Raw genomic sequence first — 26,879 nt, forward strand, 5'->3', positions numbered from 1 at the left:
TTATCGTCATCCCGGATTTGTGGCGAATAAACTTTGGTATAGTCTGTGATCTTAATGCGGTAGTATTTACAACAATTAATTAAGAAGGTAGGCATGTGCCGAACTTGCTTCGGTAGGAAGGATCTTTCTATTGGATCAAGTTAAAACCGCAAGGCTAAATATTGAGACTGCAAAGCCATATCCTCTGGAACTCGTTAGATTGTGGTAAGAAGCTTAGTTTCTTCGAGTCCGCTAGTGTTCAGGTCGTTGCTGAAATAGCCTCTGCTTCCATTTACAGGTAGCCTTACGGGCGACTGAAATCATTCAATTGTTTTACGATCCCAATTGATTTAGGATTGATGGTATAGAACAGGCCTGCGGATTAATCCCCAAAACTGATTGGTTACCATAGATACAATAGAAGCAATGCGTTGAATAATAAGATCGATTCACTAGCCTTTATTTATTAAAACCATTCGCTTTACCGACTGTTTTTGATTTGAACCTCAATAGTTTATTGAACTGTTGAAGTGCGGTCATCAACTAAATAAAAAACAATGAAATCTATTTGGAAAGGAGCTATAGGCTTTGGTTTAGTGAATATTCCAGTGAAATTATTCTCGGCGATACAAAACAGTAATCTCGATTTAGATATGCTAGATGGCAAAGATTTAGCAAAAATTAAATTCCATCGTGTAAACGAACGTAGCGGCAAAGAAGTACCTTACGAACGTATTGTGAAAGGTTTTTTGCTCAAAGATAACTATGTGATTTTGGAGGACGACGATTTTGCCAGTGCATTGCCAGAGAAAAATAAGCTCATTGAACTGGAAAGCTTCGTAGACATTGCCGATATCAACCCGATCTACTACGAAACATCTTACTATACACAACCCGAACCGCAAGGGAAAAAAGCCTATTCTTTATTGTTGAAGGCACTTCAAAAAAGTAAAAAAGCTGGTTTAGCTCGCTTTGTACTGAGAAGTAGCGAAAATCTCTGTGTCATCCATCCCTTAGATGACATGCTGGTAATCACCAAAATTAGGTTCGAAGAAGAAATAAGGGCCAAAAAGGAGCTAGAAATTGATGCGGTAACCATCAAGCCTAAAGAATTGGAAGTGGGCATGGCGTTGATTAAACAATACAGTGCAGATTTCGATATTTCGGCTTTTAAAGATGAGTATAGCAAAGAGTTGATGAAAATTATACGTGCCAAAGCCAAAGGCAAAAAAGTGGTAGTTAAAAAAATGCAGCCAGAAAAACGTGTGAGCGATGATTTATATGAGCAATTGATGCAAAGCCTAAGCAAGAAAGGAGCTTAAATAATGTCGCTAGCTAAATATACCGAGAAACGGAATTTCAAAGAAACTACAGAGCCCACTGGCGGAAAAGGTAAAGGCAAAAAACTTGCTTTCGTAGTGCAAAGGCATCATGCATCGCACCTGCATTACGATTTTCGTTTAGAACTGGATGGTGTGCTTAAAAGTTGGGCAGTGCCTAAAGGCCCCTCTCTAAATCCCAAAGACAAGCGTTTGGCGATGATGGTAGAAGATCATCCCTATGATTACAAGTCCTTTGAGGGCATTATCCCGAAAGGAAATTATGGCGCTGGTGTGGTACATATTTTTGATGAAGGAACTTACGAAGCTATTGACGACAAGAAAGACAGCCTACAGCAGGGTTTGCAAAGTGGTAATTTAAAAATTGTGTTGCATGGCAAGATACTGAGAGGCGAATTTGCCCTGGTGCGCATGAAAGACAGTGAACAAAATGCTTGGTTGCTCATTAAGCATCGAGATAAATATGCGGTAGATAGAAAGTATAGTGCCGAAGATGAGGTGACTGCCAAAGTAAAGAAGCTGGGGAAAGATTTTAAAAAGGAAATAGCTGAATTGCCCAAGCCCGTAAAACCCGAACTTAAAAAAGAGGATTACAAACCCATGCTCGCCAAATTGGTGAAACATGTGATGGATAATGATGACTGGATCTTTGAAGAGAAACTAGATGGCTATAGGGGGATTGCGGTGGTGAAAAATGGTAAAGCCTCGCTTACTTCCAGAAATGGAAAAAACTTAGGTGATGACTATCCAACAGTGTTGAAGGCGCTAGCGAATTTAGCTATCGATGCCGTTTTAGATGGAGAAATTGTAGTGAGAGAGAAAGATCGCACTAATTTTCAGACTTTGCAAAATTATGGTTCGACTAAGAAGAAGCCGTCACTAAAGTATGCCATTTTCGATGTTTTGGAGATTAACGGTGCCGATGTTAGAGAAATTCCATTGCTGCAACGCAAACAATTGCTGGCTACCTTGCTATCCAAGCATCAGCAAAAAGAAATTGAAATGGTTAATGCCGCTTCGATGAAGGGCGAGGTACTATTGAAACAGGCAGCACAAAAAGGTTGGGAAGGCATTATGGCTAAAAAGGTCGATAGCATTTATAGCAGTGGCATGCGGAGTGCCAATTGGCAAAAGATAAAGTTGCAACAAGGGCAAGAGGCCATTATTGTGGGTTACACCAAGCCTGCGGGAGAAAGAAATTACTTTGGCGCTTTAGTATTGGCGGTACAGGCCGCAAAAGGAAAACTGACCTATATTGGCAATTGCGGAACGGGCTTTACTGAGCAATCGTTAAAGGAGATTTTTACCTTGCTAAAATCGCTGGTTACCAAAGATAAACCCTTAGCGGAGAAAGTAGCGCAAGAGCGAAATGTAACTTGGGTAAAACCTAAAGTCGTGTGCGAAGTCACTTTTTCGGAATGGACGGAAAATCAGCATTTGCGCCATCCCGTATTTAAAGGCATAAGAGACGATAAAAAGCCTAAAGATATAAAGCTGGAAATACCCGCATCAAAAAATACCAAAGAAACACCAGAGGAGCAGACTATAAAGTTTGGTAGAAAAACAGTGAAGCTAACCAATCAGCACAAGTTGTATTGGCCAGAGGAGAAAATCACCAAAGGCGAAATGGTGCGCTATTATCAAGAGATTGCCCCTCATATTTTGCCACATTTAAAAGATAGGCCACTTTCGCTGAACAGACATCCGAATGGGATAAAACAAGCGGGGTTTTTTCAAAAGGACTTGAATACGGAACAAATTCCGGGTTGGGTTAAATATGCATCCTTAACTTCCGAACATCTTAAAAAAGAGATAGATTATTTGATCTGTAACGATGAGGCCACTTTACTGTGGATGGCCAATTTGGGCTGTATCGAAATTAACCCTTGGATCAGTACCTATCGCAAACCAGATGCGCCACTTTTTGCTGTTTTAGATTTAGATCCGCATGGCGTTGATTTTAAAGATGCCGTAAAAGTAGCTCTGACCGCCAAAGAAATTTTAGATCAGCTAAACATCACTTCGTTCGTGAAAACTTCGGGTTCTAAAGGCATTCATATTGTAGTGCCGTTACATGGCTATGATTACGAGGTGTCTAAGAACTTTACGCATTACATTGCAGGCTTGGTCTACGAACAACACCCGGATTTGACCAGTTTAGAACGTAGCCCGAGTAAACGCAAAAACAAAATTTACCTAGATTACTTGCAGAACAGAAAGGGGCAAACCATTGTGGCGCCATATTCCCTAAGGCCAAAACCTGGTGCTACTGTTTCTACTCCTTTAAATTGGGACGAAGTGAATGAAGATTTAAGTATCATTGACTTCACTATTTTCAGTCTCAAAGAACGGTTAAACAAAATAGGAGATTTGTGGAAGGATATTTACAAAGTGAAAAATAAGATTAAGCTGGGTTAGGTTAGGGTTGGGATTAGATTGGATGCTAAAGCAATCGGTATTGCAAAAATAATGTTCGTACTTGGTTCGGGTCTTGTTCTGTAAAGTATCGATTCCGTAGAAGCGGATACAAACCATTCGCCGAGCTTAGGCGCACTATGCCCTAACTAGAAGTAGACCATACCCAAGCGATACCCAAAGAAAAGTCGCTATAATGTCGCTTAAACGTAACTATAGCTTATATAAAAATAAGGTTTTTTTGATGACAGTACTATAGTTAGATGTAGCTATGGTTGATGGTAGTTTAAAGATAATGAAAATGCGGCAGATTTTAAATTCAGTGAATTGCTATGAACCAAAACTAAAGCTTTGCTACTTGATGGTTTCATTTGATATAGAAATGATGTGCTTTAAAATAGATTAATAGGGGCTATTGTATTTTCGTTGGTTCAAACTATCCTTAATTTTTCACAACTAAAAGTTTTAAATTAAAATTAAATTAGAGTAAATTAGTTGTTATACAAACCAAATATGTATGGCAGCTAAAGGAGAACGTCAAGCTGATTGGATGAAGATATTATTCATCATCATCATTATCATTACAATCATTTATTGTATGAGTAGTTAATTTATATCAAATGAACGCTCTAAATTTTATTCTTAAAAAGCGTATAGCTTAAAGTTGTATTTGTTATCTTCGATACATGAAGAAACTCCTATTAACCTTTACGCTTTGTATCGTTTTTTTTATGGCTAAAAGCCAAACTACAGTTGCTATTAAAGATGTAGTTAACCATGTGGGTAAAGAGGTTACGCTTTGCGATTCAGTTTATAGTGCTCGTTCGTTAGATAATTTGAGTTTGTTGAACTTAGGCGGTAGTTTTCCGAAAGAAGTAATTACAATAGTGGTATTTAAAGCTGATAGATCTAAATTCGAAAAAGACCCAGTAAACTTGTTCGAAAATAAGCGTATTTGCGTTACTGGTAAGGTAACACTTTACAAAGAGAAGTTGCAAATTGTAGTAAATGATCCAAAGCAGCTAAAAACAAACTAAGCTATTTCAAATTACAAAGCAGTTGCAATGAATTCACTTGTGGTTAATGTTCTCACTATATCACGTAAATAATTAGTGATAACACCAATCATAACTAATAAGATCAGCAAATTAACTTTGTGTTCTCTCCCGAACGGTCGGGATAAATTGTGCCTTCGTGGTTAAATTTCTACAACGACTAAAATCATTTTACATTTAATTTCTTGCGCTTTTCATTCTTTGCACAATGTATAGGCCAATAATTACCAAAACTACACCTGCTAACGTGTACCAAGTAAGCGGTTCTTTCATAATTACGGAAGCAATGATGAAACCTGCAATAGGGCATAAAAATAGCCAAGCCGATGCTTTGGTAGGGTTATCCCGAAGTAACGACATCCAGCATAGCGAAGCGATAATTGAAGCTGGAATGGCCAGCCAAACTACAGCCCCAATAAAACCAAAATCAAAGACATTGGCAGTTGGCTGATAAAAGTATATGGCAAAAGGAAGTAGATATAAACAACCGAATAAGGTTTGCCATCCGTTGATGGTTAAAATGTGCATGCCATCCCAATTTTGCTTGGAGAAATAAATGGCACCAGCCGAATAAGAGATGTTGCTCAAAAGCAGTAAACCTAAGCCCAAAGGACTAGCATGACTACCATCTAAAAGGGGATAAGCGGCAATTAACATGCCCGCCATACATAAGAAGAAGCTAATTACAGTCACCGATTTTAGCGGCTGGCGAAACCAAATGGTACTGATGAGCATAATCAATACTGGATTAATGGCAATAAATAAGGAGCCTAATCCAGCCGAAACTTCTTTCATGGCTACCACATAAAGGCCAAGGTATAGCCCAACATTAAGGAAACCGTAAATGGCAATCTTTTTCCAAGCAAGTTTGGTTTTAGGCAAAGACTGCTTCATGAATAAATGTGCAATGCCCAACATTAATGCCGAAGCCAATATAAAACGGGGAATGGAAAGTACTAAGGGTTGTACCGAATGTAAACCAATTTTTGTGGCTGATGAGGCTGACGCCCATAAAACCACGAATGTAATTCCTGATAAAAAATTAAGCAGTGCTTTATTGGAACTGCCCATGTCGGTATGCTTTGGTCTTTAGTGTCATCTATAAGCACAAAGCTAATGATTTGCCTGGCTATAAATGTTTGCTGTAGGTCTGTTTTTTTGAAGAAAAAAAAGGCGCAACTTTAAAAGTTACGCCTCATTTAATTACTGCTTTGTATTAACGTTTACAATCTGCAGTCCAGATAGCGCCATCTTTAGTAAATGCGATTCTCAGGGTGCTTGCGGTAATTTTAATGTATTTGCTAAGGTCGCTGCCAATTGAGACAGCTTCATTTTCATTTTTCTGAAATTCTACGCCATTCAAATCAGGAATGCCATCAGAAAATTTGAAATCGTAATTATTTCCAGTCTTTACTACTGTTACCTTTCCGGTTTCTGTACGTGTAGAAGTGCTACCACTAGAGTAACTAATAGTGCCATTGTAAGTGCCCACAAACAAATCATTATCTGCTGGGTCGTCGTCTTTGCTACAGCCTAAAAATACGAGAGGTAATATCAATAAGATCGTTAAAAATTTAATATGAGTTTTCATAATCTGTTATTATAATGTTTAGGATTTAGTAACATCTTTGTCGCACTATAGTTTTTAATAGAGATGAAAAACCGTATTTAACGCAAATAAAAAAATCCTCCAGCAATAGTTTGTTGGAGGATTTAGACCGTTTTTTGGGTTTAAATACTTAGATAGCCGTGTAACCACCATCAGCAATGTAATACGCACCAGTGGTGAACGAAGCTTTATCGGAGCTTAAAAATAAAACCAGTTCTGCAATTTCCTCAGAAGTACCCAATCTGTTCATGGTTGCTTTTGCGGCAATGGCTTTCATGCTAGCTTCATCTAAGTTTTGATCTAACAATGGAGTTTTGATATAACCTGGTCCAACCGCATTACAACGAATGTTTTTTTGCCCGTATTCTGCGGCTATATTTTTGGTTAAGCCTACTACTGCATGTTTGGTAGCGGTATAAGCTGAACTATTAGGTGCAGCTACCGTTCCATGGATAGACGCGATATTCACAATGCTACCTCCGCCATTTTTCTCCATTTGCAGCAGCTGATATTTACAGCCATAGAACACACCGTTTAGATTAATTGATACAACTTTATCCCAAGCTTCAATATCGTAATCGCCAGTAGCTGCCGCGGGGCCGCCTACACCTGCGTTATTACAAGCTACGTCTAATCTTCCATATTGAGCAACCGTAGCTTCTACTAATTTTTTGTTGTCTTCTGCGTTTCCAGAATCAGCTTTGAAAAAGAATGCTTCTCCACCATTATTTTTGATTGCCGCTACAGTTTCGTTTCCATGCGCTTCGTTGATATCCGAGATGACAACTTTAGCGCCTTCACGTGCAAATGCTTCTGCTATAGCCTTCCCAATTCCAGAACCTGCTCCTGTTACTAATGCAACTTTGTTTGATAGTAATGACATAGTTATAAATTTAAAAGTAATGAACTTCCGTTAACTCGGAAGCCAATATGATTACAAGTAAATTATTAAGAATGTTTTTAGCGGGTAAAGAATATGCCGAGTGTAAGGTTTTATATGACAAATCAGTGTCAGAACGAACTTTTTTTGGACTTTTTTCTATAAAAAAATTAACCTAAACGTTAGGTACGCTCACTTTAAAATGGGTGCCTGTTCCAATGATGGATTCAATGCTCATTTCCCCGTTCAGCTCGCTCAATAGTTTTTTTACGCAAGGTAATCCAAAGCCATAACCTTTTTCTCCAATAGTGCCATCGCTACTTTCTGCTGTGCCTCCTAAAACTTCCTGAATAGCATGTTCGCTCATGCCCGTACCAGTATCTTGTATGTCGAAAAGAAGTATTTTCTTATCTGCCTCCAAAATTAAATCTAGGTGTACCTTGATGTTTCCACCGTTAGGGGTGAATTTGATGGCGTTAGAAATGAGGTTACCGCTAATTTGCAATAATTTGTCTTTCTTAATCTGAATAATGTCAAAAGCAATATTAGATTGGATTTCTAAGCTGATCTGCTTGTTGAAAGCCTGAGGCTGATATAATTTTTGTAGCTTATCCTTAAATATTTGTAGCGTAAAAGGTTCTGCAGAAAGGTTGACCGTTTGGTGTGAATTTTTTAAAATTTCGTCTGCTAAATCAAGCACCGACTGACCACTTCTACCCATCATTCCCACAATATTCAGCAATTCATCATTCGGGTAGTTTTCTTTGTCGGCACTAATCATATCTGCTAACCCAATAATACCCGCAATAGGTCCACGAATATCATGCGCTACTTTTTTATAGGTATCGTTTTGCGTGTTAAGTTCTTTGTTTAGCGTTTTAATAGAATTAGCATCATTAATTCTGCCAATAATTTGACGAGCGATCACCTTCAACTGGTCTATCTTTTCCTCAGAAAGTTTTTGATGATGTTTATCTAATACGCAAAGCGAACCGATATTTAAACCATTGCTAGATTTTAGTGGAATTCCTAAATAATATTTGAGGTTCATTGGGTCGTCAATAAATCCTTTTTCGGTAAATCTGGCATCTTTCGAAAGGTCTTCGATTTCCAAATGGTCTTCTTCCGATAAAGTAAACTGGCAAATGGTATCATCAATTGGCGTTTGATAAACTTCTAAGCCAAATCGGGAAATAATCCACTGTGTGTAAGAATCAATAAAAGAAATGAGTGATATTTCTGTTCCGGTAATTTTGGCTGCTAAATAACTTAAATCTTTAAACGTATTGTCTAAACTGGTGTAGTCTAAGTCAAGCTCAAACAAGCTTGATAGTCTTTCCATTTCATTGCTGGGGATGGTACGGGTGGTTTGCACGGCTCAAAAATTAAGTTCTTACAACATTTAGCTATTTACAAAAATAAAATTAGTGCGGAGAATAGCAATTTTTAGCGCAGCTAATTTCATTTTTAGCGTATTTTTAGCGTTTTATTTATTCATATGTCGACAATTTTATGTGCTTGCTGTTCTAATGAATCTTATACCGAATGTTGCCAGCCCTACCATCTTGGTGCTCTTGTAGCACAAACGCCAGAACAATTGATGCGTTCTAGGTATGCTGCTTATGCTTTACACCTAATCGATTATCTTTGGGATACCACACATCCTTCGAAAAGGCATCTATACAGCAAAGCTGATATGGGAAAATGGGCGAAAGATAACCATTGGATTGGCTTAGAAGTTGTTCATGCTAAAAAAGATGTGGTAGAGTTTAAAGCTTTCTACCACCAGGGATTAAAGCGATATGTACACCACGAGCGTTCTGTTTTTAAGAAGGATGCTGGAAAGTGGTACTATTTTTCTGGAGCGCATTTTCATTAAGATTCTTAAACAAAGCCTACTATTTTTTGTTCTAAACGCAATGCACAAACATCTTTCATTCAGTCTCATTTTCTGTTTCCTTTTCTTTACTTCCATACATGCACAAACGCAGGATACTTTACTGAAAGTGGCTTTAGATAGCGTAGTAGTTAATGCCTATGGAAGCAAAACTTTAATGGCTACACCTGCTGCGGTAAATAAAATTGGCACAAGCCAGTTGCAGCGCTACGCCAATGGCAATATTTTACAAGCGGTTAATGCTACGCCTGGGGTAAGAATGGAAGAACGTTCGCCGGGCAGTTACCGATTGAATATTAGAGGGAGTTCTGTACGTAGTCCATACGGTGTGCGCAATGTGAAGATTTACTACGATGGTATTCCTTTTACTGCTCCAGGTGGCAATTCGATGTTGAATATGTTGGGCTTTTACAACATAGGTGGAATAGAAGTCATTAAAGGTCCTGGCAGTAGTTTGTACGGAGCTGGAACGGGAGGGGTGGTGCTTTTCGATGCACCGCAAGTGGATGGAAATATTCAAGCTAATGCAGGTTTAACCGTAGGTAGCTTCGGTGCCTTGAACTATAACCTACAACTGCAGTTGAAAAATCACCAGTTCGGTTATGAAGAGGCTAGTGCAGATGGTTATCGTGAACATACCGAAATGAAACGTCGATTAGCGAGTTATCAAGCACAGCTTCCGACTTTTGCTAAAGGGCAGTTGAGTTTGCATTTCATTTATAGCGATTTAAATTATCAAACTCCTGGAGCATTGACTTTAGCAGAATATCAGGCTAATCCTCGTCAGGCAAGACCAACCGTAGGCACTAATCAGGGTGCAGTTTTGGCAAATGCGCATATTCATCAAAAAGCTGCTCTACTAGGCTTAACGCATAAATATTCTTTCTCACCGAAATTAAGTAATACTACAAGTCTGTATGGTTTTTATAACGAAGCGGAAAATCCGGCGATTCAAAACTATGAACTGAAGAAAGAGCCACATTGGGGTGGAAGAACAAGCTTTATCTATAGCTTAAGCGATTTCTCTGTACATTTTGGTGGAGAACTGCAAAGTGGAGATTTTACATCTAAAACCTTCCGAAATTTACAAGGGAGCAGGGGAAGTCAAGTTACTGATGATAGATTAGATTTGTTGCAATGGATGGCTTTTGCGCAACTGAATTGGCAAGTGAGCAATTGGTTGTTTACCGCTGGCGCAAGTGTAAATCAGTTTTCGGTAGATTTTTCACGCAGCAGTGAAACGCCAAATATCAATGCCAGTAAAGATTTTAAGGCGCAAATTCAACCTCGTTTTGCTGCACTTTACAAAGTTGATGATAATTTTGCTGCCTATCTTAATGTAACTAAAGGGTTTTCTCCGCCAGCCAGCAGTGAGATCTTTGCCGACAATAATAGCTACAACTTAGCACTACAGGCCGAAAAAGGCTGGAATGTTGAGCCTGGTGTGAGATGGAACTTGCTGAGTGAAAGATTGTTTCTAGATGCCAGTTACTTTCATACTTTGTTAAGTAATTCTATAGTCACCCGTAGAGATGCAGCTGGTGCTAATTTTTACCTTAATGCAGGTAAAACCAAGCAACAAGGTGTTGAAGTTAATTTGTCTTACCAAGTATTGGCTAAAGAAAAGCCTTTGTCTGTTTTATTACAGGGCGCTTATGCTTGGCATCACTTCAGGTACGATGAGTTTGTGCAGCTAAATGATGATTTTTCGGGAAATCAACTGCCTGGCGTAGCACCACGCACTTACACGGTAATGGCTGATGTGAACCACAAAAGTGGATGGTTTGGGTTTGTCAGCTTAAATCATAATTCGAAAATAGCATTGAATGACGCCAATACGCAATATGCAGATGATTTTCAATTGGTGTCGATGAAGTTAGGTTATCAAAAACGAATTAAAAATATACCTTTCCAATTGTTTGTTGGTGCAGATAACCTGCTCGACCAAACTTACAGCTTAGGAAATGATATCAACGGATTTGGCGGCAGGTATTATAATGTTGCACATGGTCGTAGTTTTTATTTTGGGCTAAAGTTGGGATGGTCGAACAACAAGTAGCTAAATTTCTTTCCGTTTTAAGCAAATGGGCGACTAAAAGTTAAAAATTGTGGCTGGTCTGCATTATTTGATACCCTGTATATTCAATTTATAATGTAATGTTTTATTAAGATGGATTACAAATCCATTGTTAGTTGAGTCGGGATTGCAAATCCCGACTAGCAGGTTATTTTAGAACTCAATATATTCAATCAATAAAGAATGTTTAAGATGGATTACAAATCCATTGTTAGTTGAGTCGGGATTGCAAATCCCGACTAGCAGGTTGCGGACCGAGCACAGGTCTTTTTCAGTTCCGGATTATTTGAGAGCTGATTGTTTCTATTTAAAGTGTAGTACTTTATTAAGATGGATTGCAAATCCCGACTAGCAGGTTGCGGACCGAGCACAGGTCTTTTTCAGTTCCGGATTATTTGAGAGCTGATTGTTTCTATTTAAAGTGTAGTACTTTATTAAGATGGATTGCAAATCCCGACTAGCAGGTTGCAGACCGAGTATAGACCTATTGTTGGTCCGGATTTGTAATCCGGCACCCCGTAAAAATGGATTTGTAATCCATAACTAATTGAATATAGATTGCTAATCCCGACTAGCGGGAGTAGTGGAGCAATCTTTGAATGTAGAAATAAAAGATCTTTCCACTCGCTACGCTGCGGTGGAAATGAAGAATGCTATTACTTCCTTAAAAGCTCTTCTTCACTTTCGGATCCGTAAGGATAATATAATCCCCCAAATCTTTATGCTTTTCCCAATTTGGATTTGCAAAATCATCCGATGAAAATGCTGCAATATTTAAAGCCTTAAGTTTGGGCGCATACTTTTTCAATTGCGCATAAGTTCCCAGTTTTTCATCACTATGAAAACGTCCGTTAACTTGGAAAATCTTTTTGTCTTTGTTTGCTTTGGCGAATTTAGCGATAGACCAAGCCATGGTCGCATCCCAGAAATTCTGCGTTTGATAGACTTTCATGGCACCCATGCCATGTCCTCCAAGTAAGCCAATGAACTTCTCATAATACCTTCCTATTGCCGTATCTACTGCATTTGGCGGTAGGAATTGTTTGGAATCAGCGGGAAGTTTAGCCAATACTTCCAAACCATTTTTGGTTACCGAATTACTGTATCTCGCCGCTGCATTGCCACCAATCACACTGATGCCTTCGCTTTTGGCAAATTCAATCATTGGGCGGTAATCTTTGTAGTTGTTCCAAGCTCTAGCTTCTTTTATAAAATTCTTTTCAGTGATCATACCAGCTAAGTATTCATTAATTATGGGCTGTACATCCGTATGGAACATTTCTAGGGTAAGTCCTATTTTATTGCCATAAGCCACAGCCAATTTTTTTAATAGCGTAACTTCCAAGTAGTGCCCAATAGAGTCGTTATGTTCTTCTCCAAAAAATAAGACATTGGCATTGCCCATCGCGGCTACAATATCATCTAGATCGATGGTCTTTCGTTGCTTCACATCGTAGATTTTGTAGTGTTGGGAAAGTTCTTGCGACTGGGCGAAAAACGGCAGTATAATTAAAGTGATAAAGAGTAGTCTTTTCATTCTGGTTATATTTATTCGAAAGGTTTAATTTAAAGTTTCTGCTGTCCGTTATCCTCAATTTATTTCAGGATTTAACATCTCCATTTAAACATGGCGAGCGGCATTACAAACTTAAGAATCAAATTAACAAAATTTTTTACCGATAAATTAATGCATTTTACCGATAATTGGATAGCAAATAACGGTCTTGTGTTGTGTTGCCTTAATAGTTGAGATACTTTTGGACATATCAAATCACATAAGACAATGGAAAATATAAATAATAAAGAAATGGTTAATCGCTCTGGAAAAGTTTGGGCAGGTTTATTCATCGTAGGCATCGGTGCACTTTTATTGCTAAGAAACTTTGGCTTGTACCTTCCACATTGGATTTTTAATTGGAGCAACTGGCTCATCGTAATTGGTTTGTTCGTAGGTGCACGCCACAATTTTAGAAACAGCGGCTGGTTTGTAATGGTGCTGATTGGTTCTTACTTTACCTTAGAAGAAATTTTCAGAGGCTACGATATGTCGAATGTCGTTTTTCCTATCATGCTGCTGGCACTTGGTTTATTTCTCATTCTTAAACCTAAGAGCACCCATAATTTCAAAAAAAATAAATGGAAACGTAAAAATGAGGCTTACAATAAATTTGAAAGTGTAAACCCATTAGGCCAAGAGACGGAAGCAATTAAAGAGGATATTAAGGGAGATTTTAACGCCAATGATTACATAGAATCTATTAACGTATTTGGAGGAAGCAACCAAATCATCTATTCTAAAAATTTAAAAGGGGGCGAAATTACCGCGGTTTTTGGCGGTGGAGATATCAACTTAACCCAAGCAGATTTTGAAGGTCAAGTGGTGCTTGATGTAACCGCGATTTTTGGTGGTGTAAAAATCGTAGTGCCGCCCACATGGCAAATTAAATCGGAAGTAACCGCTGTTTTTGGTGGTGTAGATGATAAAAGAACCATTTATCCAGCAGGCGAACAGGTAAATAAACTAGTAATTATCAGAGGAACGGTGTTGTTCGGAGGCGTAGAGTTCAAGAGTTATTAATTTTTTTCTAACCTTAAAACTAAACGCTTTGACAACCACTCCACTATCAAAACAGCAGATCAAAACCATAGCAGGCATTATTCTTTTATGCTGGCAGGCTGCTGGTGCTGCGGTTTTGTATTTTTTCTTTAATTTTTCTTGGCAAATAGCATTGGCAGACAGCGTGATCAGCAGTGCTTGCTTAGCTGTGGGCTGTATCATTATTAGCAATATGCTGGGTTATTATCAGCCCAAAAACGAAAAATTATTATATGTGCTACTGGTCACTTTGGTGTTATGCGCCGCTGTGGTCATCGCTTCTAAATACAGTTTAACCTTTTTATTCGCTAACGAGGCCAGTTATATTTCCTTTTTAGATCTGTCGGATGTTTTTAAATCTGCCATTTCCTTTGTTTGTTTAGCTTGGTGCGCACTGGCGAATATCCTATGGTACCGCTTAGAAGAACAATCGGAAATGCAAGCCAGAATGTTAGCTACACAGAACTTGGCCAAAGAAGCGGAATTGAATAAGCTTCGCCATCAGTTACAGCCGCATTTTCTTTTTAACAGCTTAAATTCTGTTTACGCCCTAACCATCGTAAACCCTACCGAAGCAGGTACAATGATTACCAAATTGGCGGCATTTTTACGTGGTACCCTTAAACGCGACGACGAAGTTTGGGTGAGCGTAGCTGATGAAATGGAATATATTCAGCTGTATCTGGATATTGAAAAAGTTCGTTTTAGCCATCGCTTGAGCGTAAATGTAAGCATTGAAGAAGATACACTGGCACTTCGCTTGCCTGGTACGCTGTTGCAGCCCATTGTAGAAAATGCCATCAAATTTGGTCTATATAATACTTCAACTGCAATTACCATTACTGTTGATGTGAAATTGGAAAATAACTTGTTGGTTATTTGTGTAACCAATCCATACGACCCAGAAATGAAAACCTCAAAGGGTACAGGTTTCGGGCTTTCGGCCATTAGGCGAAGATTATACCTGCTTTTTGCCGATAGTAGCTTGTTACAGGCCGAATCAGAGAACAATAATTTGTATATTACTACTTTAAAAATACCTCAAAAAAATGATTAAAGCTATACTCATTGATGATGAAGCCCTTGCAAGAGATATTGTGAAGCATTATTTGAAGGCTTTTCCAAACATTGAGGTGGTTGCCGAATGCAGTGATGGTTTTGAAGGTTTAAAAGCGATCACACTGCATCAGCCAGATTTAATTTTTCTGGATATTCAAATGCCCAAAATTAGTGGTTTTGAAATGCTGGAATTGGTCGAAAAAAGACCAGCGGTAATCTTTACCACTGCTTTTGACGAATATGCTATTAAAGCATTTGAAGTAAATGCTGTCGATTATTTACTTAAGCCCATAGAGCAAGGTCGCTTTGAGCAGGCCATGCAAAAATTGCCATCTAAATTAGCCACAGGCGATGACAGCCAAGAGTTGTTAGAAACTGCTTCTTTATCGCCAGCACAAAATAATAGGGTGGTGGTTAAAAATGCCGGCGTAATCAAAATCATTCCTGTAGATGCTATCCATTACTTGGAAGCAGATGATGATTATGTGAAGTTAAGTACTACAGAAGGTAATTTCTTAAAGAATAAAACGATGAGCTTCTTCGAACAAACGCTAGATGCGACGCAGTTCATCCGCATTCATCGTTCATATATCATTAACCTTGCTCAGGTAACCAAGATAGAGCTTAAAGAAAAAGAAAGCTATGTGGTATTGTTAAAATCTGGGATTTGGCTACCGGTAAGTAAAACTGGCTATGTTAAACTTAAAGCTGCTTTGGGAATTTGATGTTTGTCCTCATTCTGCCATTCAATAGTGTTTCATCCCCGCATATGCTGTAGCTACAAAGCATAGTTCGAGTAACAGATTATACGCGGCAATGTCCCTAGCGTATATTCAACCTCGTAGGTTTTTAAAACCTACGAGGTTTGTTTTTTCCGAAAATCTGTTCATCTGCGACTTTTTTATGTGCCCGAAAAAAAAATCAGAACAATTTTAAACACGGCTTGTTAATGTATTAAATCAACTCAATTAACAATTTAAACTTAAAATTAAACATCAAAGTCATGGGAAATCTATTATATATAATTGCGGTAATATTGGTAATCATTTGGGCAATTAGTTTTTTAGGCGGTTATTATACTGGCGGAATTATTCACGCATTGTTGGTAATTGCTATCGTAGCAATCTTATTAAGAGTAATAAGAGGAGCAGCTTAAACTAGAAAAATTTGTAGTTAGTTAATAAATGGAGCTCGATAGGTTTAGGTCACCTGTCGGGCTTTTTTGTGCACTGTAATTGTATTTTAAACCCGATAATAGTGAAAATATCCCGATTTATCGGATATTGTAGCGGATAGCGGGGCTTGTTTTTCCTAAGAATTACTTAAATTTGCTTTTCTAAAAATAAAAGTAATTAGATGTTGCAATTTTAAAAATATCGCTTTATATTTGCACCTCTATTAAAAACTCTAGTTAAGATATTATATAGTTATGAAAAGAACATTCCAACCTTCGCAAAGAAAGAGAAGAAACAAGCATGGCTTCCGCGAAAGAATGGCTACAGCAAATGGTAGAAGAGTTTTAGCTTCTCGCCGTGCAAAAGGAAGAAAAAGATTATCAGTTTCTGACGAGCGTCGTCATAAAGCATAATTTTTGATTGCCACCCTTTGAGGTGAAAGCAGCAATTAAATTCCTGCATTTAGCAATCAAAAAATGAATAAATTTTTTAAAGAAGAGCGTTTATGTAGCAAAAAGTCGCTAGACTTGCTATTCAAAAAAGGCTCTTCTTTTTTATTATATCCTTATAGGGCAACTTTCTTATTCGATGCCCAGCCGCACAAATTTCCTGCACAGGTAGTTATTAACGTAGCCAAAAAACGTTACAAGCATGCTAACGACCGAAATTTAATTAAGCGTCGTACTCGTGAAGCTTATCGCCTACAGAAAAATGCTGCTTTGTATGAGCTATTAAGCCATAAAGACGAACTTTTGCTTTTGGGACTACAATATGTAGGTAAAGAAATTTATCCTTATACTTTCTTGGAAAAGAGACTTGGACAATTGTTTAAAAAGCTTTTAACTCAGATTAATGATGAAAATAATTAAGCTATTATTTTCTTGGTTGTTCTTAGCCATCATTAAATTGTATCAATGGTTGTTGTCGCCTTTATTGGGACCAAGTTGTAGGTATACACCTACGTGTTCGCAATATGGGGTAGAGGCTATAAAAAAATACGGGCCCTTTAAAGGAGGTTGGTTGACCATAAAACGTATAGGTCGTTGTCATCCTTGGGGTGGTCATGGGCACGACCCTGTGCCATAATCAGTTGTTAGGTGTTAGTCATCTCCACGACACTAATTATTAAGAGCATTACCCAAAAAACTAAACAACCAAAAAACTAAACACCTATATTTGCGGTTCATGTCAACAATACTTCAAATAGAAACGGCTACGCCAGTTTGTTCGGTTGCTATCTCGGTAGATGGAAAAACCGTTGCGCTTAAAGAAGAAAAAGCTCCAAATATTCACGCTGCTAGTTTAACACTTTTTATAGAAGAAGTGATGAAGACAGCGAAACTTACTTACGCAGAGCTAGATGCTATTGCTGTAAGTAAAGGACCTGGTTCTTACACTGGTTTGCGTATTGGGGTTTCTACGGCAAAAGGATTGTGCTTTGCATTGGATAAGCCTTTAATTGCTATCAATACTTTGAAAATGATGGCAAATGGTTATTTGTTGCAGCACGCTAGTTTCGGTGGCTTGGTTTGCCCAATGATTGATGCCCGTAGAATGGAAGTTTTTACTGCAGTTTTTGACCATCACTTAAACGAAGTAGAAAATACCCATGCTAAAATTATTGATGACAAAAGTTTCGTGCTAGAATTACAGAGTAACTATGTTTCTTTTATTGGTGATGGCGCAGAGAAATGTAAAATAGTAATTGATAGCCCTAATGCTCATTTCCATTTAGAAAACTACAACAGCGCTGCTTTTATGAGCAGTTTGGCTCATGCGGCGTACCAAGCAAATGAATTTGAAGATGTAGCCTATTTCGAGCCTTTTTACCTGAAAGATTTCGTTTTTACTACGCCAAAAAAGAAAGTATAATTAATTTTATTGTTGGTGATTGATAACTGTTAATTGCCAACTGAAAGCCTACCTCTTTTTCTTTTTGAAGATACCGAAGATACTGCCAAAGAAACTTTTGCGGTCTTTGTCTTTTCCTACGCCTGGCATCCAGCTCATATTCATTGGGTGTTCTACCACATAACCAATTTTAAAAGCCATACCTATGTACACAGAGGCTCTATTGTAACCAGTCTCGTTCGCTTGGTTATTCTTCACAATGTCTTTGCTAGCATAGTAAGTTTGTTTGATGTCATTAGTGCCCAAAAACATTTCAAAGTTTGGGGTTTGTATCATCCCTTGAAGTCCTAACCTGAAAACGTTATCCGTATTGTAGCTTGGTATGGCGCTGAATGAGAAGGTACCAGATTTGATGGTATTTACAAAAGCTGCCTCGCCATATTTGTTAAAGATGTATTTGGTGATGATTAAGTTTGGAGTGTAGGGACCAAATGTTTTAGAGATAAGAAAATCAGCTCTGCTATTAATTGGCGTTATAAAGGCTTTTTGTTCGGTGTTTTCTTGAGCCATATCATCTAGAGCCTTTTGTAGTCTGTCTTCTTCGTTTAAACGGTCGGTTAATGGGATGTTTTTTGTTACGTTAAAAGAGCCTGAGTAAGACTTTTTGCCCCATCTAATGAATCCTAAATCTTTAACATTTGCCATCAAGAAAATGCCCGACTTTGTAGTATAAGTAGTACCCAAGGTAATGGCAGCACCCAAATTTCTATAAGGTAATGCATTTTTGACGTTAATTTGCCCTCCCTCAGGATAATTGAGCCTAAATTTTGCAGCCATATCTACGTCTAAATTAGCCTCGGTTACGGTAGCTGTAGATTTGCTTGCATTAAATTCAGCATATCCAATTCCGCTTAATAAGCTAACTTTTGCTCCCAATGCCCAGCGCTTGGTATAGTTTTCACGATAGTTGAAGCTAATTTGGTGATAAGCCTGAAATTTTCCGTTATTATTAAAAACATTGATTCTAGGGATGGTTGCAACGCGGCTAAAGGTGTCGTAAAATAAGCCTTTACTGATATCGCCATCATAGTCTATTTGAGTTTCAGACTTTACTTGCCAAGAAAAACCCATCTCACTATGGTATTTTTGATATTTAAATAACCTAACTGCAATAAGGTAAACGTTAAAATCCTCACGCATCAATTTTGGATTAGAAAAATTTCCAACTCTACTTTGCGTATAGCCTTGTCTAACCAAATTGCCTATGGCAGTATTCGAATTTCCTTTGCTTAAGCTATTCAAATCCAGATACGGAATAAAGAAATTGGATGCGAATTGACGAGAAGAATCAAGTACAAAAGATTTTTGTGCCGGATTTTCAAAAGAATCGAATAGGGTTTTTGTATTGAATAATGCATATTGCTGCGAACGAGCTGTAAATGATAATCCAATTAATACGACTATAGGTAGATAGATTTTCATGAAGTAGTGCTTTTATTTTACGTTTAGCACTATAAAAATAGATTATTAATTTCTCTTCAAGCTATCTATTTCAGATTTTGTTTGATTTTTAAGTAAAAGAATATTGCTCATAAACTTACCGTTATCAGCAGATAATTGATAGCCGAATGCATTGTAATCCTTCAAGCCTTTTTGTGATTTGTATTGCTTGTAAAAAGATGCTTTCAAATTTCTTCCAAAAATATCATTACTGTTTTTACTGTTAATGTAAAAAGCAATGGTGGCAGAACTGGAAGTTTGATCTTTAAAGTAAGTGTAACTATCCGTAGAAGCTAATAGATGATTATTTTTATAGCTATTTAAGAAGACTTGGATAGTGCTGGCATAATTGGCTACCACAAAATGATTGTCAATAATGGTATAAAATGGGCGTTCAAATCTTTTAAAAGGCTCTCCAAAGAAATTCGCCAACAAATCAGCTTCTTTGAAAATACGGATGTCTGGAGCATACTCACTACTCAAATCTAGTAGTAACTGACCTAGTTTATCTCCGTTTTTGATTTCAATGATTCCCATTTTTTCTCCGCTCTTTAGTTGCAGAACGGCTAACTGCTTGCCGAAATATTGCGGAAAAGTTTGATTGATATCTATTCTGTATTTATCACTTATGGCTTGGTGTTGCTTTTCGATTTGAGCATCCTGTTTGTTTTCTTTTTGCAATGCTTTAAGTGCGCTGTTCCATTTTTGGTAATCGTCAATAGCAAATACGCTGTAATTGGCAGTTTGTTCAGGGAAAAGTTGGTCAATATTTATCTTTTGTTCTTTCTGATCTACAAAAAGCTTAAAATAATTTTGAGGCTTTTGTACATCAGTATATCCATTTAATAAAAGCTTGTCGCTGCCAAAATTGTAGCTTAAAGAAGCATAGGTTTCCTGCTTGTTGAAAATGCTAAGTTCTCCCGTTAGATTGGTATTTAAAATGTTTTTGAGTAAGACAGGAAGCTTCGCGTAGTCTATATAAACATTGGCCAATGTGTTTTTATTCACTTGGATATTTTGCTTGATGTAATTGGCAAAATTGTTTTTTTGTGCCTTGTCTACATTTGCTGCTTTATTTAATGCGGCCAAACTGTTCGAAAATAAAATAGATTTTTGATTGATTGCTAGGTAAAGCTTTGCACTGTCACCAAATTTTACTTCATGAAAGTTGCCCTCTTTCTTTAGAGAAACATTTAGTTTGGTAAACATGGCTAAATCAATCTTAGCTTTTGTGGTTTGAGTAGCCACCATAAAATCTACGCTGTTTTTGTCGCCAGCTAAGAAGCCAATTGTTATTTTTTCGCCATCAATAAGTGCATTGATATTGCTGTTCTTAATCATGTTTTCTCGAAGAGCACCTAATAGCTTGCTTTTTTCTTCTCCTAAAATATTATCGGTAATTTCTTGACCACTAAGAATTTCATAAAAGCTCTTATCATTTTCAAATGTGAAAATAAGGGGTGCGTTTGCAGATATAATGTTTAACGAATTGTCTGAAGCACTCGCTTCCTTATTCAGATTAGAAAAGTACAAATACGCCATGCCCACCACACCGAGCATCAATAAAACCAATAGAATATAAATCTTTCTCATAACAGCCACAGCAAATTTAATTTAATTTTACGATTAGCGAGATTGTAAAGGCATTTTCTTAAATTAGCAAATTTAAAGCCGTTGCTACATGAATAAAAGAATAATCTTGACCGCCGCTTTCTTTGGTGCTTTAGCTGTGATATTAGGTGCGTTTGGCGCCCATGGTTTAAAGAGTATCATCTTGCCAAATCAGCTAGAAATTTGGCAAAAAGGAGTGGAATATCAATTCTATCATACCTTCGCTATCCTATACCTTTCTACCTTTGCTCGTTATAAGAACAAATTAATTGGGTTGTCGTTTTTGTTTTTTACATTAGGTATTGTCTTTTTTTCAGGCTCATTGTATTTGCTTGCACTTAAGGATGCTTATCATTTGTCGTTTGCAAATATTTTAGGGCCAATAACTCCCATTGGTGGCTTGTGTTTTATTTTGGGATGGGTTTTCTTGTTTTTAGCAGCGTTAAAAGATAAATAGAATGAATTTTGCGGAGTCGGATTTTTCGGAGAGGGATACATTATTTGTAGAGGTGGTTTTGCCGCTATCTTTAGCTATCAATTATACTTATCGGGTACCTTTTGAACTGAATGAAACAGTTGCTGTAGGTAAAAGAGTTGTGGTGCAGTTTGGCAAGCACAAGATTTATACAGCCTTAGTAAAGAGTATTGGTAGCCATCCGCCAGAGCACTACCAAGCAAAATATATTATTGATGTAGTAGACGATTATCCGGTAGTTACGCAAAAGCAATTTGAGTTTTGGAACTGGATTACTTCGTACTATTTATGTAATGAAGGCGATGTGATGTCTGCTGCATTACCAACAGGCTTAAAGCTAGCCAGCGAAACGGTTTTGTTGTTAAAGGATGAATTACCTGACGATTTGAATTTGAGCGACAAGGAGCAAATCATTTTTGAGGTTTTACACAAACAACATCGCATTAGCATTGATGAGGTAGCTACCTTATTGGGGCAAAAAACAGTTTATCCAATCGTTAATTCTTTGATTGCAAAAGAGGTAATTGTAGCTGCCGAAGAAGTGGTGGATAAATACAAGCCACTGCTGAAATCTTTTGTGAAGCTGAATGATTTCTATCATGAAGATGCCAATTTGAGAATTCTTTTTGAGCAATTAGAAAAGGCGCCTAAACAATTAGATGCTTTGTTGGCTTACCTAAAATTGAGTAAAGACAAAGGTTTTGTAGCTAAAAATCAGTTGATAGAGGAAAGCGGTAGCGGGCAAGCTGCGCTAAAATCTTTAACTGATAAAGATATTTTTCATATCGAAAAAAGACCTGTGAGCAGGTTGAGCAGTGATGGCGAACTGTTTGATATCAATTTTAAATTGAGCGAACATCAGGAGGGAGCGCTTACAAAGGTTAAACAACAGTTTGAAACCAAGGATGTGGTTTTATTGCACGGTGTAACTGCAGCGGGTAAAACTCAACTTTACATCAAGCTTATTGAAGAAGCAATTGCCGGTGGCGGGCAAGTATTGTTCCTACTTCCAGAAATTGCTTTAACCACTCAAATTGTAGAAAGAATAAAGCTTTATTTTGGAAATAAGATAGGAGTTTACCACTCCAAATTTAATGATAACGAACGGGTAGAGATTTGGAATAAGGTACTAAATGGAGCTTATCAGGTAGTGCTTGGGGCGAGGTCGGCGGTGTTGTTACCTTTTACCGATTTAAAGTTAATAGTAGTAGATGAGGAGCATGAAAATTCGTACAAACAATACGATCCTGCACCACGATATCAAGCTAGAGACGCTGCAATTTATTTAGGTCACTTGCATCAGGCTAAAGTGGTTTTAGGTTCTGCCACGCCATCTTTAGAAAGCTATTATAATGCTAAAACCGATAAATATGGTTTGGTAGAATTAACCGAACGTTTTGGTGGCGTACAGTTGCCACTGCAAGAAGTGGTGAGCATTGCCGAAGAAACCAAAAGGAAGAAGATGGTTTCTTATTTTACCAGTGTTTTGGTAGATGATATTGCTGATGCTCTTGAGAAAAAGGAGCAAGTGATCTTGTTCCAGAATCGTAGGGGATATGCCACTATTTTAATCTGTGCAACCTGTGGCTACGCTCCAAAATGTGTTAACTGCGATGTGAGCTTAACCTTTCATAAATCTAGCGGTAAATTGCATTGCCATTATTGCGGCTACCACCAAAGTAGTATTAATGTTTGTCCTGCCTGTGGTTCTGTACATGTGGAGCAAAAAGGTTTTGGTACCGAACGTATCGAAGAAGAATTAAGCTTGATTTTTCCTGATGCTAGAATTGCTCGATTAGATTTGGATAGCACACGAACCAAAAACGGAATGCAGCAAATCATCAGTGATTTTCAAGAAAAGAAAAACGATATTTTGATTGGTACCCAAATGGTGGCCAAAGGTCTGGATTTTGAAAATGTGAGCTTAATTGGAGTCATCAATGCAGATACTTTATTAAACTTTCCAGATTTTAGAGCATTTGAGCGAAGCTATCAGTTATTGGCTCAAGTTGCTGGCAGAGCAGGTAGGAGAGATAAGCAAGGTAAGGTGTGTATCCAGGCCTACGCAGATGACCACCGGATTATCAAGCAGGTAATCAATAACGATTACCAACAGATGTACGAAGATGAACTGGAAGAGCGTAGGCAGTTTAACTATCCGCCTTTTTCTCGTTTAATTTTTATCAACGTAAAGCATAAAGATGCCAATGTGCTTCATGTGGCTGCTCAAACCTTGGCCACAAATCTAAGAGGGCAATTAGGAGCGAGAGTTTTAGGTCCGGAACAGCCCTTAGTTTCACGAGTTAGGAATTATTATATCAAACAGATTATCCTTAAAATAGAAAGGACCGCTGCGATGCAGAAAGTTAAAACGGTATTGCTAGATACCATTAAAGACTTCAACTCCCAAAAGGATTTTAGAAGTGTAATTACGCAAATAGACGTAGACCCTTACTAGTTTTTACCTAATAATTGGATTTGCAAACCCACTGAAACTGGATTCAATAAGGTTTCAAATTTGTTGTACTTAGCAAAAGTTCTAGTGTTGGCCGGGTCGTTCAACACAGTTTCCTGACGTTCGTAAGAGTAAAATAGATCAAGGCTAGATTCCGCGAAGAAACTTATCTGTTTGGAAAGATTAACTTTTAATCCAAAAGTTGGAGTAGCTACAGCTCCATTTTTACTAGTTATTGCAGCGTACGTAGTTTTTATTGTCGCTGGATTAAGCTGGTTGACAGTTCCGTTGAAACTGTTAGATCTGAAACCAAAATCGGCAGCAAAGTACGGTTGTATGGTAGAGTAATTAAAGTTCTTCTCAAATCCGAGTTTAATAGAATAATCTGTCATGTTTCCAACTGCGTTTTCACAATTGTCGCATTGATTTCTAAAAGTCAAGTCTCGTTTATATAAATAATGGCCACTAACTCTAATCGCTATCTGATTGTCATTGAACTTAATCATACCGCCATTTAAGAATGCATCTACGTAATTTCCGTTACTAGTTTGTTGAAGTACTTTCGGCATCTGCATTATGCTGTAGGCTTTTACTCCAATACTATAATTATAGCTGCCGTCTAGTTGTGCAAAGGATGAGCTGGTAACCAGTAGTAAAGCAATAGCGAATATAATTTTTTTCATAGTAAGTAAGTCTTGGTTGCGCAAAAGTATAAATTATTTATATTACAATCTCTTCTAAACTACCGATTAGCCTAATTCTTTGGGATTTACATAGAGCTATTTTGTTTAATTTTAGATTTGTTGATAAAAAATATAGCTCTCAAATTGGTTAAATACCGACTTTAAACCTATTTTTGACGCAAATGGCGTATAAGTTTGTTGATAATTACAGGGAAAAAGGAGCAAGAAAAAAACTTGTAGAAATCTTAAAAGAAAGAGGAATATCTGATGCTAAGGTGCTTCGGGCAATAGGGAAAGTGCCTCGTCATTTCTTTTTTGATGAAACCTTCTGGAACCAAGCTTACAGAGACATTGCTTTTCCTATTGGCGATGGACAAACTATTTCGCAACCCTACACAGTAGCTTATCAAACAGAGTTATTGCATATCCAAAAAGGCGATAAAGTACTGGAAATAGGTACGGGTTCTGGTTATCAAACTTGTGTTTTAATGGAACTAGGTGCTAATGTTTATACCATCGAGCGTCAGGAGAATTTATATGCGAGAACCATTAAGGTATTACCTGGAATGGGTTATCAAGCTAATTTCTTTTTGGGAGATGGCTCTAAAGGAATTGAAGCACACGCACCTTACGCAAAGATTATCGTAACAGCTGGAGCTCCTTTTGTGCCAGAGATTCTGTTGAAGCAATTGAGGATTGGTGGTATTTTAGTTATTCCGGTAGGAGATGAGAAATCACAGAAGATGATTACAGTTATCCGCGTTAGCGAGAACGAATACGATAGGATAGAATTGGATACCTTTAGGTTTGTGCCACTAGTTGGCGACCAAGCTTGGTAAAAGGTTCCGGGTTTTAAATTGCGAGTTATGGGCTCCGGTCTCAAAACCCACAACTCGTAACCTATAAGTTTTAAGGGTATAGCAAATATTTCTTTCTCATTTCTTTGTACTTGCTTAATCCAGGTTCCCAGCTAGCTCTAATTTCAGCTTCGCTTTTACCTGCGATAATCTGCTTCCTGAAATCGGCAACGCCAATTAATCTCTCGATAGGTAGCAGTTGATTGCTCAATTTCGAATCAAAGAAAGTTTCTTTTTTAGGTGATGCCTTGTACAGCTCCACTACCCATTGGATATTGATTTGTCTGGTTTTTCTAAAGACAGAAGTGTCGTAATTTCTTAAATCGATGCCATAACAAACCTGATCTTTAAAAAGCGGAGTTTCTGCCATGCCTTTTATTCCGGTAGGTTTAAAAGAGAATTCGTAAATACCTTTATAGTAGAGAGCGCCTAAAACGGTAAATGGGAATTTAGTCCCTCTTCCCAAGTTTGCGTAAATGCCTTCGAATAAACAAGTACTTGGATATAATAAGATAGACTGTGCTGTGTTTAAATTTGGGGATGGAGGAACAGGCAGCTCATAAGGCATGTCGTGATGGTAATTTGCATTTTTAATTATGGTGATTTTGCATTTCAATTTATCCTTTAACCAACCTTCGCCGTTTAACATCTGCGCATACTCTCCAACAGTTAAACCATGAGCTACTGGGATAGGCTGAATGCCAATACCAGATTTAAACTGAGGATCTAGAATTGGACCATCGATTACAAAACCATTCGGGTTCGGCCTGTCGAAAATCATCACTTCTTTTCCATTAGCTGCACAAGCCTCCATTACACGTTGTAAAGTGTTGATATAGGTGTAGAAACGAACGCCCACATCTTGGATGTCAAAAATCATCACGTCAATATCAGCTAGGTTTTCTTTGCTAGGTGTACTTTGTTTACCATATAGCGAAACTACTTTAATGCCTGTTTTGGCATCAGTTTCATTGCCTACATGAATACCTGCACTAGCATTACCTCTAAAACCATGCTCAGGACCGAAAATCTTTACTATTTTTACACCACGTTTTAGCAAACTGTCAACAGTTGTTGTTGTACCGATGATAGAGGTTGGGTTAACTACCATTCCCACTCGTTTTCCTTTTAATAAAGGAAGGTAAAGTTCGGTTTGCTCGGCACCGGTTTTAAACTGTGTTGACACTTGATTTTGCTTGATTACTGTTTGTGTTTTTTGCGTCTTTTTGCTGCTTTGTCCGCAAGCGGTGAATGTGAAAGCAGCTAGAAAGATTTTAAAAAGTATGATTGATCTGTTCATTTTAAGTATTTGTGTGTTAAAGCGAGTTTGAAATAGCGCTTTTGCTAAGTTACCATTTATTGCAA

General features: G+C 37.8%; 25 protein-coding genes. 16 read left to right on the plus strand and 9 right to left on the minus strand.

Annotated elements, in window-relative coordinates:
• The first annotated feature begins 536 nt into the window (after positions 1-536).
• The 3 genes from ku (at position 537) to CRO54_RS15930 (ending at position 4,771) form a co-directional block, all read left to right on the plus strand.
• Positions 537-1,301: a non-homologous end joining protein Ku gene (ku, locus tag CRO54_RS15920; RefSeq protein WP_097133051.1), complete on the plus strand. Its 765-nt coding sequence runs from the start codon at positions 537-539 to the stop codon at positions 1,299-1,301.
• 3 nt (positions 1,302-1,304) lie between these two features.
• On the plus strand, positions 1,305-3,737 hold the full coding sequence (gene ligD / locus CRO54_RS15925) for a DNA ligase D (protein WP_097133052.1): 2,433 nt from the start codon (positions 1,305-1,307) through the stop codon (positions 3,735-3,737).
• A 683-nt stretch (positions 3,738-4,420) separates the two neighbouring features.
• Positions 4,421-4,771 (plus strand): hypothetical protein, encoded by a 351-nt coding sequence (locus CRO54_RS15930; protein WP_138765852.1) that lies wholly within the window; start codon positions 4,421-4,423, stop codon positions 4,769-4,771.
• Positions 4,772-4,966: 195 nt separating this feature from the next.
• Here the strand turns inward: CRO54_RS15930 and CRO54_RS15935 are convergent, their stop codons facing one another.
• From CRO54_RS15935 to CRO54_RS15950, 4 genes are all read right to left on the minus strand, one after another.
• Positions 4,967-5,860 carry a DMT family transporter gene (locus CRO54_RS15935; protein WP_097133054.1) on the minus strand — a complete coding sequence of 298 codons (894 nt, stop codon included), beginning with the start codon at positions 5,858-5,860 and terminating at the stop codon, positions 4,967-4,969.
• A 145-nt stretch (positions 5,861-6,005) separates the two neighbouring features.
• Positions 6,006-6,380 (minus strand): hypothetical protein, encoded by a 375-nt coding sequence (locus CRO54_RS15940; RefSeq protein ID WP_097133055.1) that lies wholly within the window; start codon positions 6,378-6,380, stop codon positions 6,006-6,008.
• Positions 6,381-6,528: 148 nt separating this feature from the next.
• Positions 6,529-7,281, minus strand: a complete 753-nt coding sequence (locus tag CRO54_RS15945) for an SDR family NAD(P)-dependent oxidoreductase (RefSeq protein WP_097133056.1) — start codon at positions 7,279-7,281, stop codon at positions 6,529-6,531.
• Positions 7,282-7,453: 172 nt separating this feature from the next.
• Positions 7,454-8,620, minus strand: coding sequence for a GAF domain-containing sensor histidine kinase (locus CRO54_RS15950; RefSeq protein ID WP_138765853.1), 1,167 nt, complete (start codon positions 8,618-8,620; stop codon positions 7,454-7,456).
• Between the two features lie 156 nt (positions 8,621-8,776).
• On the opposite strand from CRO54_RS15950, the gene CRO54_RS15955 reads away from it, so the two are divergent.
• Positions 8,777-9,157, plus strand: a complete 381-nt coding sequence (locus CRO54_RS15955) for a YchJ family protein (RefSeq protein WP_097133058.1) — start codon at positions 8,777-8,779, stop codon at positions 9,155-9,157.
• 40 nt (positions 9,158-9,197) lie between these two features.
• A complete protein-coding gene (locus tag CRO54_RS15960; protein ID WP_171047928.1) occupies positions 9,198-11,234 on the plus strand; it encodes a TonB-dependent receptor family protein in 2,037 nt (678 codons plus the stop codon).
• A gap of 682 nt (positions 11,235-11,916) precedes the next feature.
• Here CRO54_RS15960 and CRO54_RS15965 read toward each other — a convergent pair.
• Positions 11,917-12,789 (minus strand): ChaN family lipoprotein, encoded by an 873-nt coding sequence (locus CRO54_RS15965; RefSeq protein WP_097133060.1) that lies wholly within the window; start codon positions 12,787-12,789, stop codon positions 11,917-11,919.
• Between the two features lie 246 nt (positions 12,790-13,035).
• Between CRO54_RS15965 and CRO54_RS15970 the strand changes: the two genes are divergently transcribed.
• The 8 genes from CRO54_RS15970 (at position 13,036) to tsaB (ending at position 17,954) form a co-directional block, all read left to right on the plus strand.
• Positions 13,036-13,830 carry a LiaF transmembrane domain-containing protein gene (locus CRO54_RS15970; RefSeq protein WP_097133061.1) on the plus strand — a complete coding sequence of 265 codons (795 nt, stop codon included), beginning with the start codon at positions 13,036-13,038 and terminating at the stop codon, positions 13,828-13,830.
• Between the two features lie 28 nt (positions 13,831-13,858).
• The gene (locus tag CRO54_RS15975; RefSeq protein ID WP_240775129.1) at positions 13,859-14,905 is read left to right on the plus strand and encodes a sensor histidine kinase; all 1,047 of its coding nucleotides are present in this window, start codon (positions 13,859-13,861) and stop codon (positions 14,903-14,905) included.
• Complete coding sequence (locus CRO54_RS15980) at positions 14,898-15,632, plus strand: LytR/AlgR family response regulator transcription factor (protein ID WP_097133062.1); 735 nt, start codon at positions 14,898-14,900, stop codon at positions 15,630-15,632. The genes CRO54_RS15975 and CRO54_RS15980 overlap by 8 nt, the downstream gene beginning before the upstream one ends.
• A gap of 278 nt (positions 15,633-15,910) precedes the next feature.
• Entirely contained in the window at positions 15,911-16,063 is a 153-nt protein-coding gene (locus CRO54_RS21060; protein WP_138765854.1) for a lmo0937 family membrane protein, read from the plus strand.
• Positions 16,064-16,336: 273 nt separating this feature from the next.
• Positions 16,337-16,495 carry a 50S ribosomal protein L34 gene (gene rpmH / locus CRO54_RS15985; RefSeq protein WP_055133745.1) on the plus strand — a complete coding sequence of 53 codons (159 nt, stop codon included), beginning with the start codon at positions 16,337-16,339 and terminating at the stop codon, positions 16,493-16,495.
• Between the two features lie 63 nt (positions 16,496-16,558).
• A complete protein-coding gene (locus tag CRO54_RS15990; RefSeq protein WP_097133063.1) occupies positions 16,559-16,951 on the plus strand; it encodes a ribonuclease P protein component in 393 nt (130 codons plus the stop codon).
• A complete protein-coding gene (yidD, locus tag CRO54_RS15995) occupies positions 16,938-17,168 on the plus strand; it encodes a membrane protein insertion efficiency factor YidD (protein WP_097133122.1) in 231 nt (76 codons plus the stop codon). Before CRO54_RS15990 ends, yidD begins: the two co-directional genes overlap by 14 nt.
• 99 nt (positions 17,169-17,267) lie before the next feature.
• Positions 17,268-17,954 (plus strand): tRNA (adenosine(37)-N6)-threonylcarbamoyltransferase complex dimerization subunit type 1 TsaB, encoded by a 687-nt coding sequence (tsaB, locus tag CRO54_RS16000; protein WP_097133064.1) that lies wholly within the window; start codon positions 17,268-17,270, stop codon positions 17,952-17,954.
• Positions 17,955-18,002: 48 nt separating this feature from the next.
• Here the strand turns inward: tsaB and CRO54_RS16005 are convergent, their stop codons facing one another.
• On the minus strand, positions 18,003-19,415 hold the full coding sequence (locus CRO54_RS16005; RefSeq protein ID WP_097133065.1) for a DUF5723 family protein: 1,413 nt from the start codon (positions 19,413-19,415) through the stop codon (positions 18,003-18,005).
• Between the two features lie 45 nt (positions 19,416-19,460).
• Positions 19,461-21,026, minus strand: coding sequence for a hypothetical protein (locus CRO54_RS16010; RefSeq protein WP_097133066.1), 1,566 nt, complete (start codon positions 21,024-21,026; stop codon positions 19,461-19,463).
• Positions 21,027-21,114: 88 nt separating this feature from the next.
• Between CRO54_RS16010 and CRO54_RS16015 the strand changes: the two genes are divergently transcribed.
• Together CRO54_RS16015 and priA are read left to right on the plus strand one after the other, a co-directional pair.
• Complete coding sequence (locus CRO54_RS16015) at positions 21,115-21,501, plus strand: DUF423 domain-containing protein (RefSeq protein WP_097133067.1); 387 nt, start codon at positions 21,115-21,117, stop codon at positions 21,499-21,501.
• A gap of 1 nt (position 21,502) precedes the next feature.
• The gene (gene priA, locus CRO54_RS16020) at positions 21,503-23,977 is read left to right on the plus strand and encodes a replication restart helicase PriA (RefSeq protein ID WP_097133068.1); all 2,475 of its coding nucleotides are present in this window, start codon (positions 21,503-21,505) and stop codon (positions 23,975-23,977) included.
• On the opposite strand, the gene CRO54_RS16025 is transcribed toward priA, so the two are convergent.
• Complete coding sequence (locus CRO54_RS16025; protein WP_097133069.1) at positions 23,974-24,657, minus strand: hypothetical protein; 684 nt, start codon at positions 24,655-24,657, stop codon at positions 23,974-23,976. The two genes, priA and CRO54_RS16025, sit on opposite strands and share 4 nt — an antisense overlap.
• Before the next feature lie 182 nt (positions 24,658-24,839).
• Here CRO54_RS16025 and CRO54_RS16030 point away from each other — a divergent pair, with 182 nt between their 5' ends.
• Complete coding sequence (locus CRO54_RS16030; RefSeq protein WP_097133070.1) at positions 24,840-25,496, plus strand: protein-L-isoaspartate(D-aspartate) O-methyltransferase; 657 nt, start codon at positions 24,840-24,842, stop codon at positions 25,494-25,496.
• A 70-nt stretch (positions 25,497-25,566) separates the two neighbouring features.
• Here CRO54_RS16030 and CRO54_RS16035 read toward each other — a convergent pair whose 3' ends face one another.
• A complete protein-coding gene (locus CRO54_RS16035) occupies positions 25,567-26,814 on the minus strand; it encodes an exo-beta-N-acetylmuramidase NamZ family protein (RefSeq protein WP_097133071.1) in 1,248 nt (415 codons plus the stop codon).
• Positions 26,815-26,879: the final 65 nt, after the last annotated feature.

Origin of the sequence: Pedobacter xixiisoli (genome assembly GCF_900215335.1) — a bacterium.
Classification (GTDB): Bacteria; Bacteroidota; Bacteroidia; order Sphingobacteriales; family Sphingobacteriaceae; genus Pedobacter; species Pedobacter xixiisoli.

Excerpts from the sequence above, each read along its gene's own strand:
- ku (WP_097133051.1), top strand. The coding sequence starts at position 537 with ATGAAATCTATTTGGAAAGGAGCTATAGGCTTTGGTTTAGTGAATATT.
- ligD (WP_097133052.1), top strand. The coding sequence starts at position 1,305 with ATGTCGCTAGCTAAATATACCGAGAAACGGAATTTCAAAGAAACTACA.
- CRO54_RS15930 (WP_138765852.1), top strand. The coding sequence starts at position 4,421 with ATGAAGAAACTCCTATTAACCTTTACGCTTTGTATCGTTTTTTTTATG.
- CRO54_RS15935 (WP_097133054.1), bottom strand. The coding sequence starts at position 5,860 with ATGGGCAGTTCCAATAAAGCACTGCTTAATTTTTTATCAGGAATTACA.
- CRO54_RS15940 (WP_097133055.1), bottom strand. The coding sequence starts at position 6,380 with ATGAAAACTCATATTAAATTTTTAACGATCTTATTGATATTACCTCTC.
- CRO54_RS15945 (WP_097133056.1), bottom strand. The coding sequence starts at position 7,281 with ATGTCATTACTATCAAACAAAGTTGCATTAGTAACAGGAGCAGGTTCT.
- CRO54_RS15950 (WP_138765853.1), bottom strand. The coding sequence starts at position 8,620 with ATGGAAAGACTATCAAGCTTGTTTGAGCTTGACTTAGACTACACCAGT.
- CRO54_RS15955 (WP_097133058.1), top strand. The coding sequence starts at position 8,777 with ATGTCGACAATTTTATGTGCTTGCTGTTCTAATGAATCTTATACCGAA.
- CRO54_RS15960 (WP_171047928.1), top strand. The coding sequence starts at position 9,198 with ATGCACAAACATCTTTCATTCAGTCTCATTTTCTGTTTCCTTTTCTTT.
- CRO54_RS15965 (WP_097133060.1), bottom strand. The coding sequence starts at position 12,789 with ATGAAAAGACTACTCTTTATCACTTTAATTATACTGCCGTTTTTCGCC.
- CRO54_RS15970 (WP_097133061.1), top strand. The coding sequence starts at position 13,036 with ATGGAAAATATAAATAATAAAGAAATGGTTAATCGCTCTGGAAAAGTT.
- CRO54_RS15980 (WP_097133062.1), top strand. The coding sequence starts at position 14,898 with ATGATTAAAGCTATACTCATTGATGATGAAGCCCTTGCAAGAGATATT.
- CRO54_RS21060 (WP_138765854.1), top strand. The coding sequence starts at position 15,911 with ATGGGAAATCTATTATATATAATTGCGGTAATATTGGTAATCATTTGG.
- rpmH (WP_055133745.1), top strand. The coding sequence starts at position 16,337 with ATGAAAAGAACATTCCAACCTTCGCAAAGAAAGAGAAGAAACAAGCAT.
- CRO54_RS15990 (WP_097133063.1), top strand. The coding sequence starts at position 16,559 with ATGAATAAATTTTTTAAAGAAGAGCGTTTATGTAGCAAAAAGTCGCTA.
- yidD (WP_097133122.1), top strand. The coding sequence starts at position 16,938 with ATGAAAATAATTAAGCTATTATTTTCTTGGTTGTTCTTAGCCATCATT.
- tsaB (WP_097133064.1), top strand. The coding sequence starts at position 17,268 with ATGTCAACAATACTTCAAATAGAAACGGCTACGCCAGTTTGTTCGGTT.
- CRO54_RS16005 (WP_097133065.1), bottom strand. The coding sequence starts at position 19,415 with ATGAAAATCTATCTACCTATAGTCGTATTAATTGGATTATCATTTACA.
- CRO54_RS16010 (WP_097133066.1), bottom strand. The coding sequence starts at position 21,026 with ATGAGAAAGATTTATATTCTATTGGTTTTATTGATGCTCGGTGTGGTG.
- CRO54_RS16015 (WP_097133067.1), top strand. The coding sequence starts at position 21,115 with ATGAATAAAAGAATAATCTTGACCGCCGCTTTCTTTGGTGCTTTAGCT.
- priA (WP_097133068.1), top strand. The coding sequence starts at position 21,503 with ATGAATTTTGCGGAGTCGGATTTTTCGGAGAGGGATACATTATTTGTA.
- CRO54_RS16025 (WP_097133069.1), bottom strand. The coding sequence starts at position 24,657 with ATGAAAAAAATTATATTCGCTATTGCTTTACTACTGGTTACCAGCTCA.
- CRO54_RS16030 (WP_097133070.1), top strand. The coding sequence starts at position 24,840 with ATGGCGTATAAGTTTGTTGATAATTACAGGGAAAAAGGAGCAAGAAAA.
- CRO54_RS16035 (WP_097133071.1), bottom strand. The coding sequence starts at position 26,814 with ATGAACAGATCAATCATACTTTTTAAAATCTTTCTAGCTGCTTTCACA.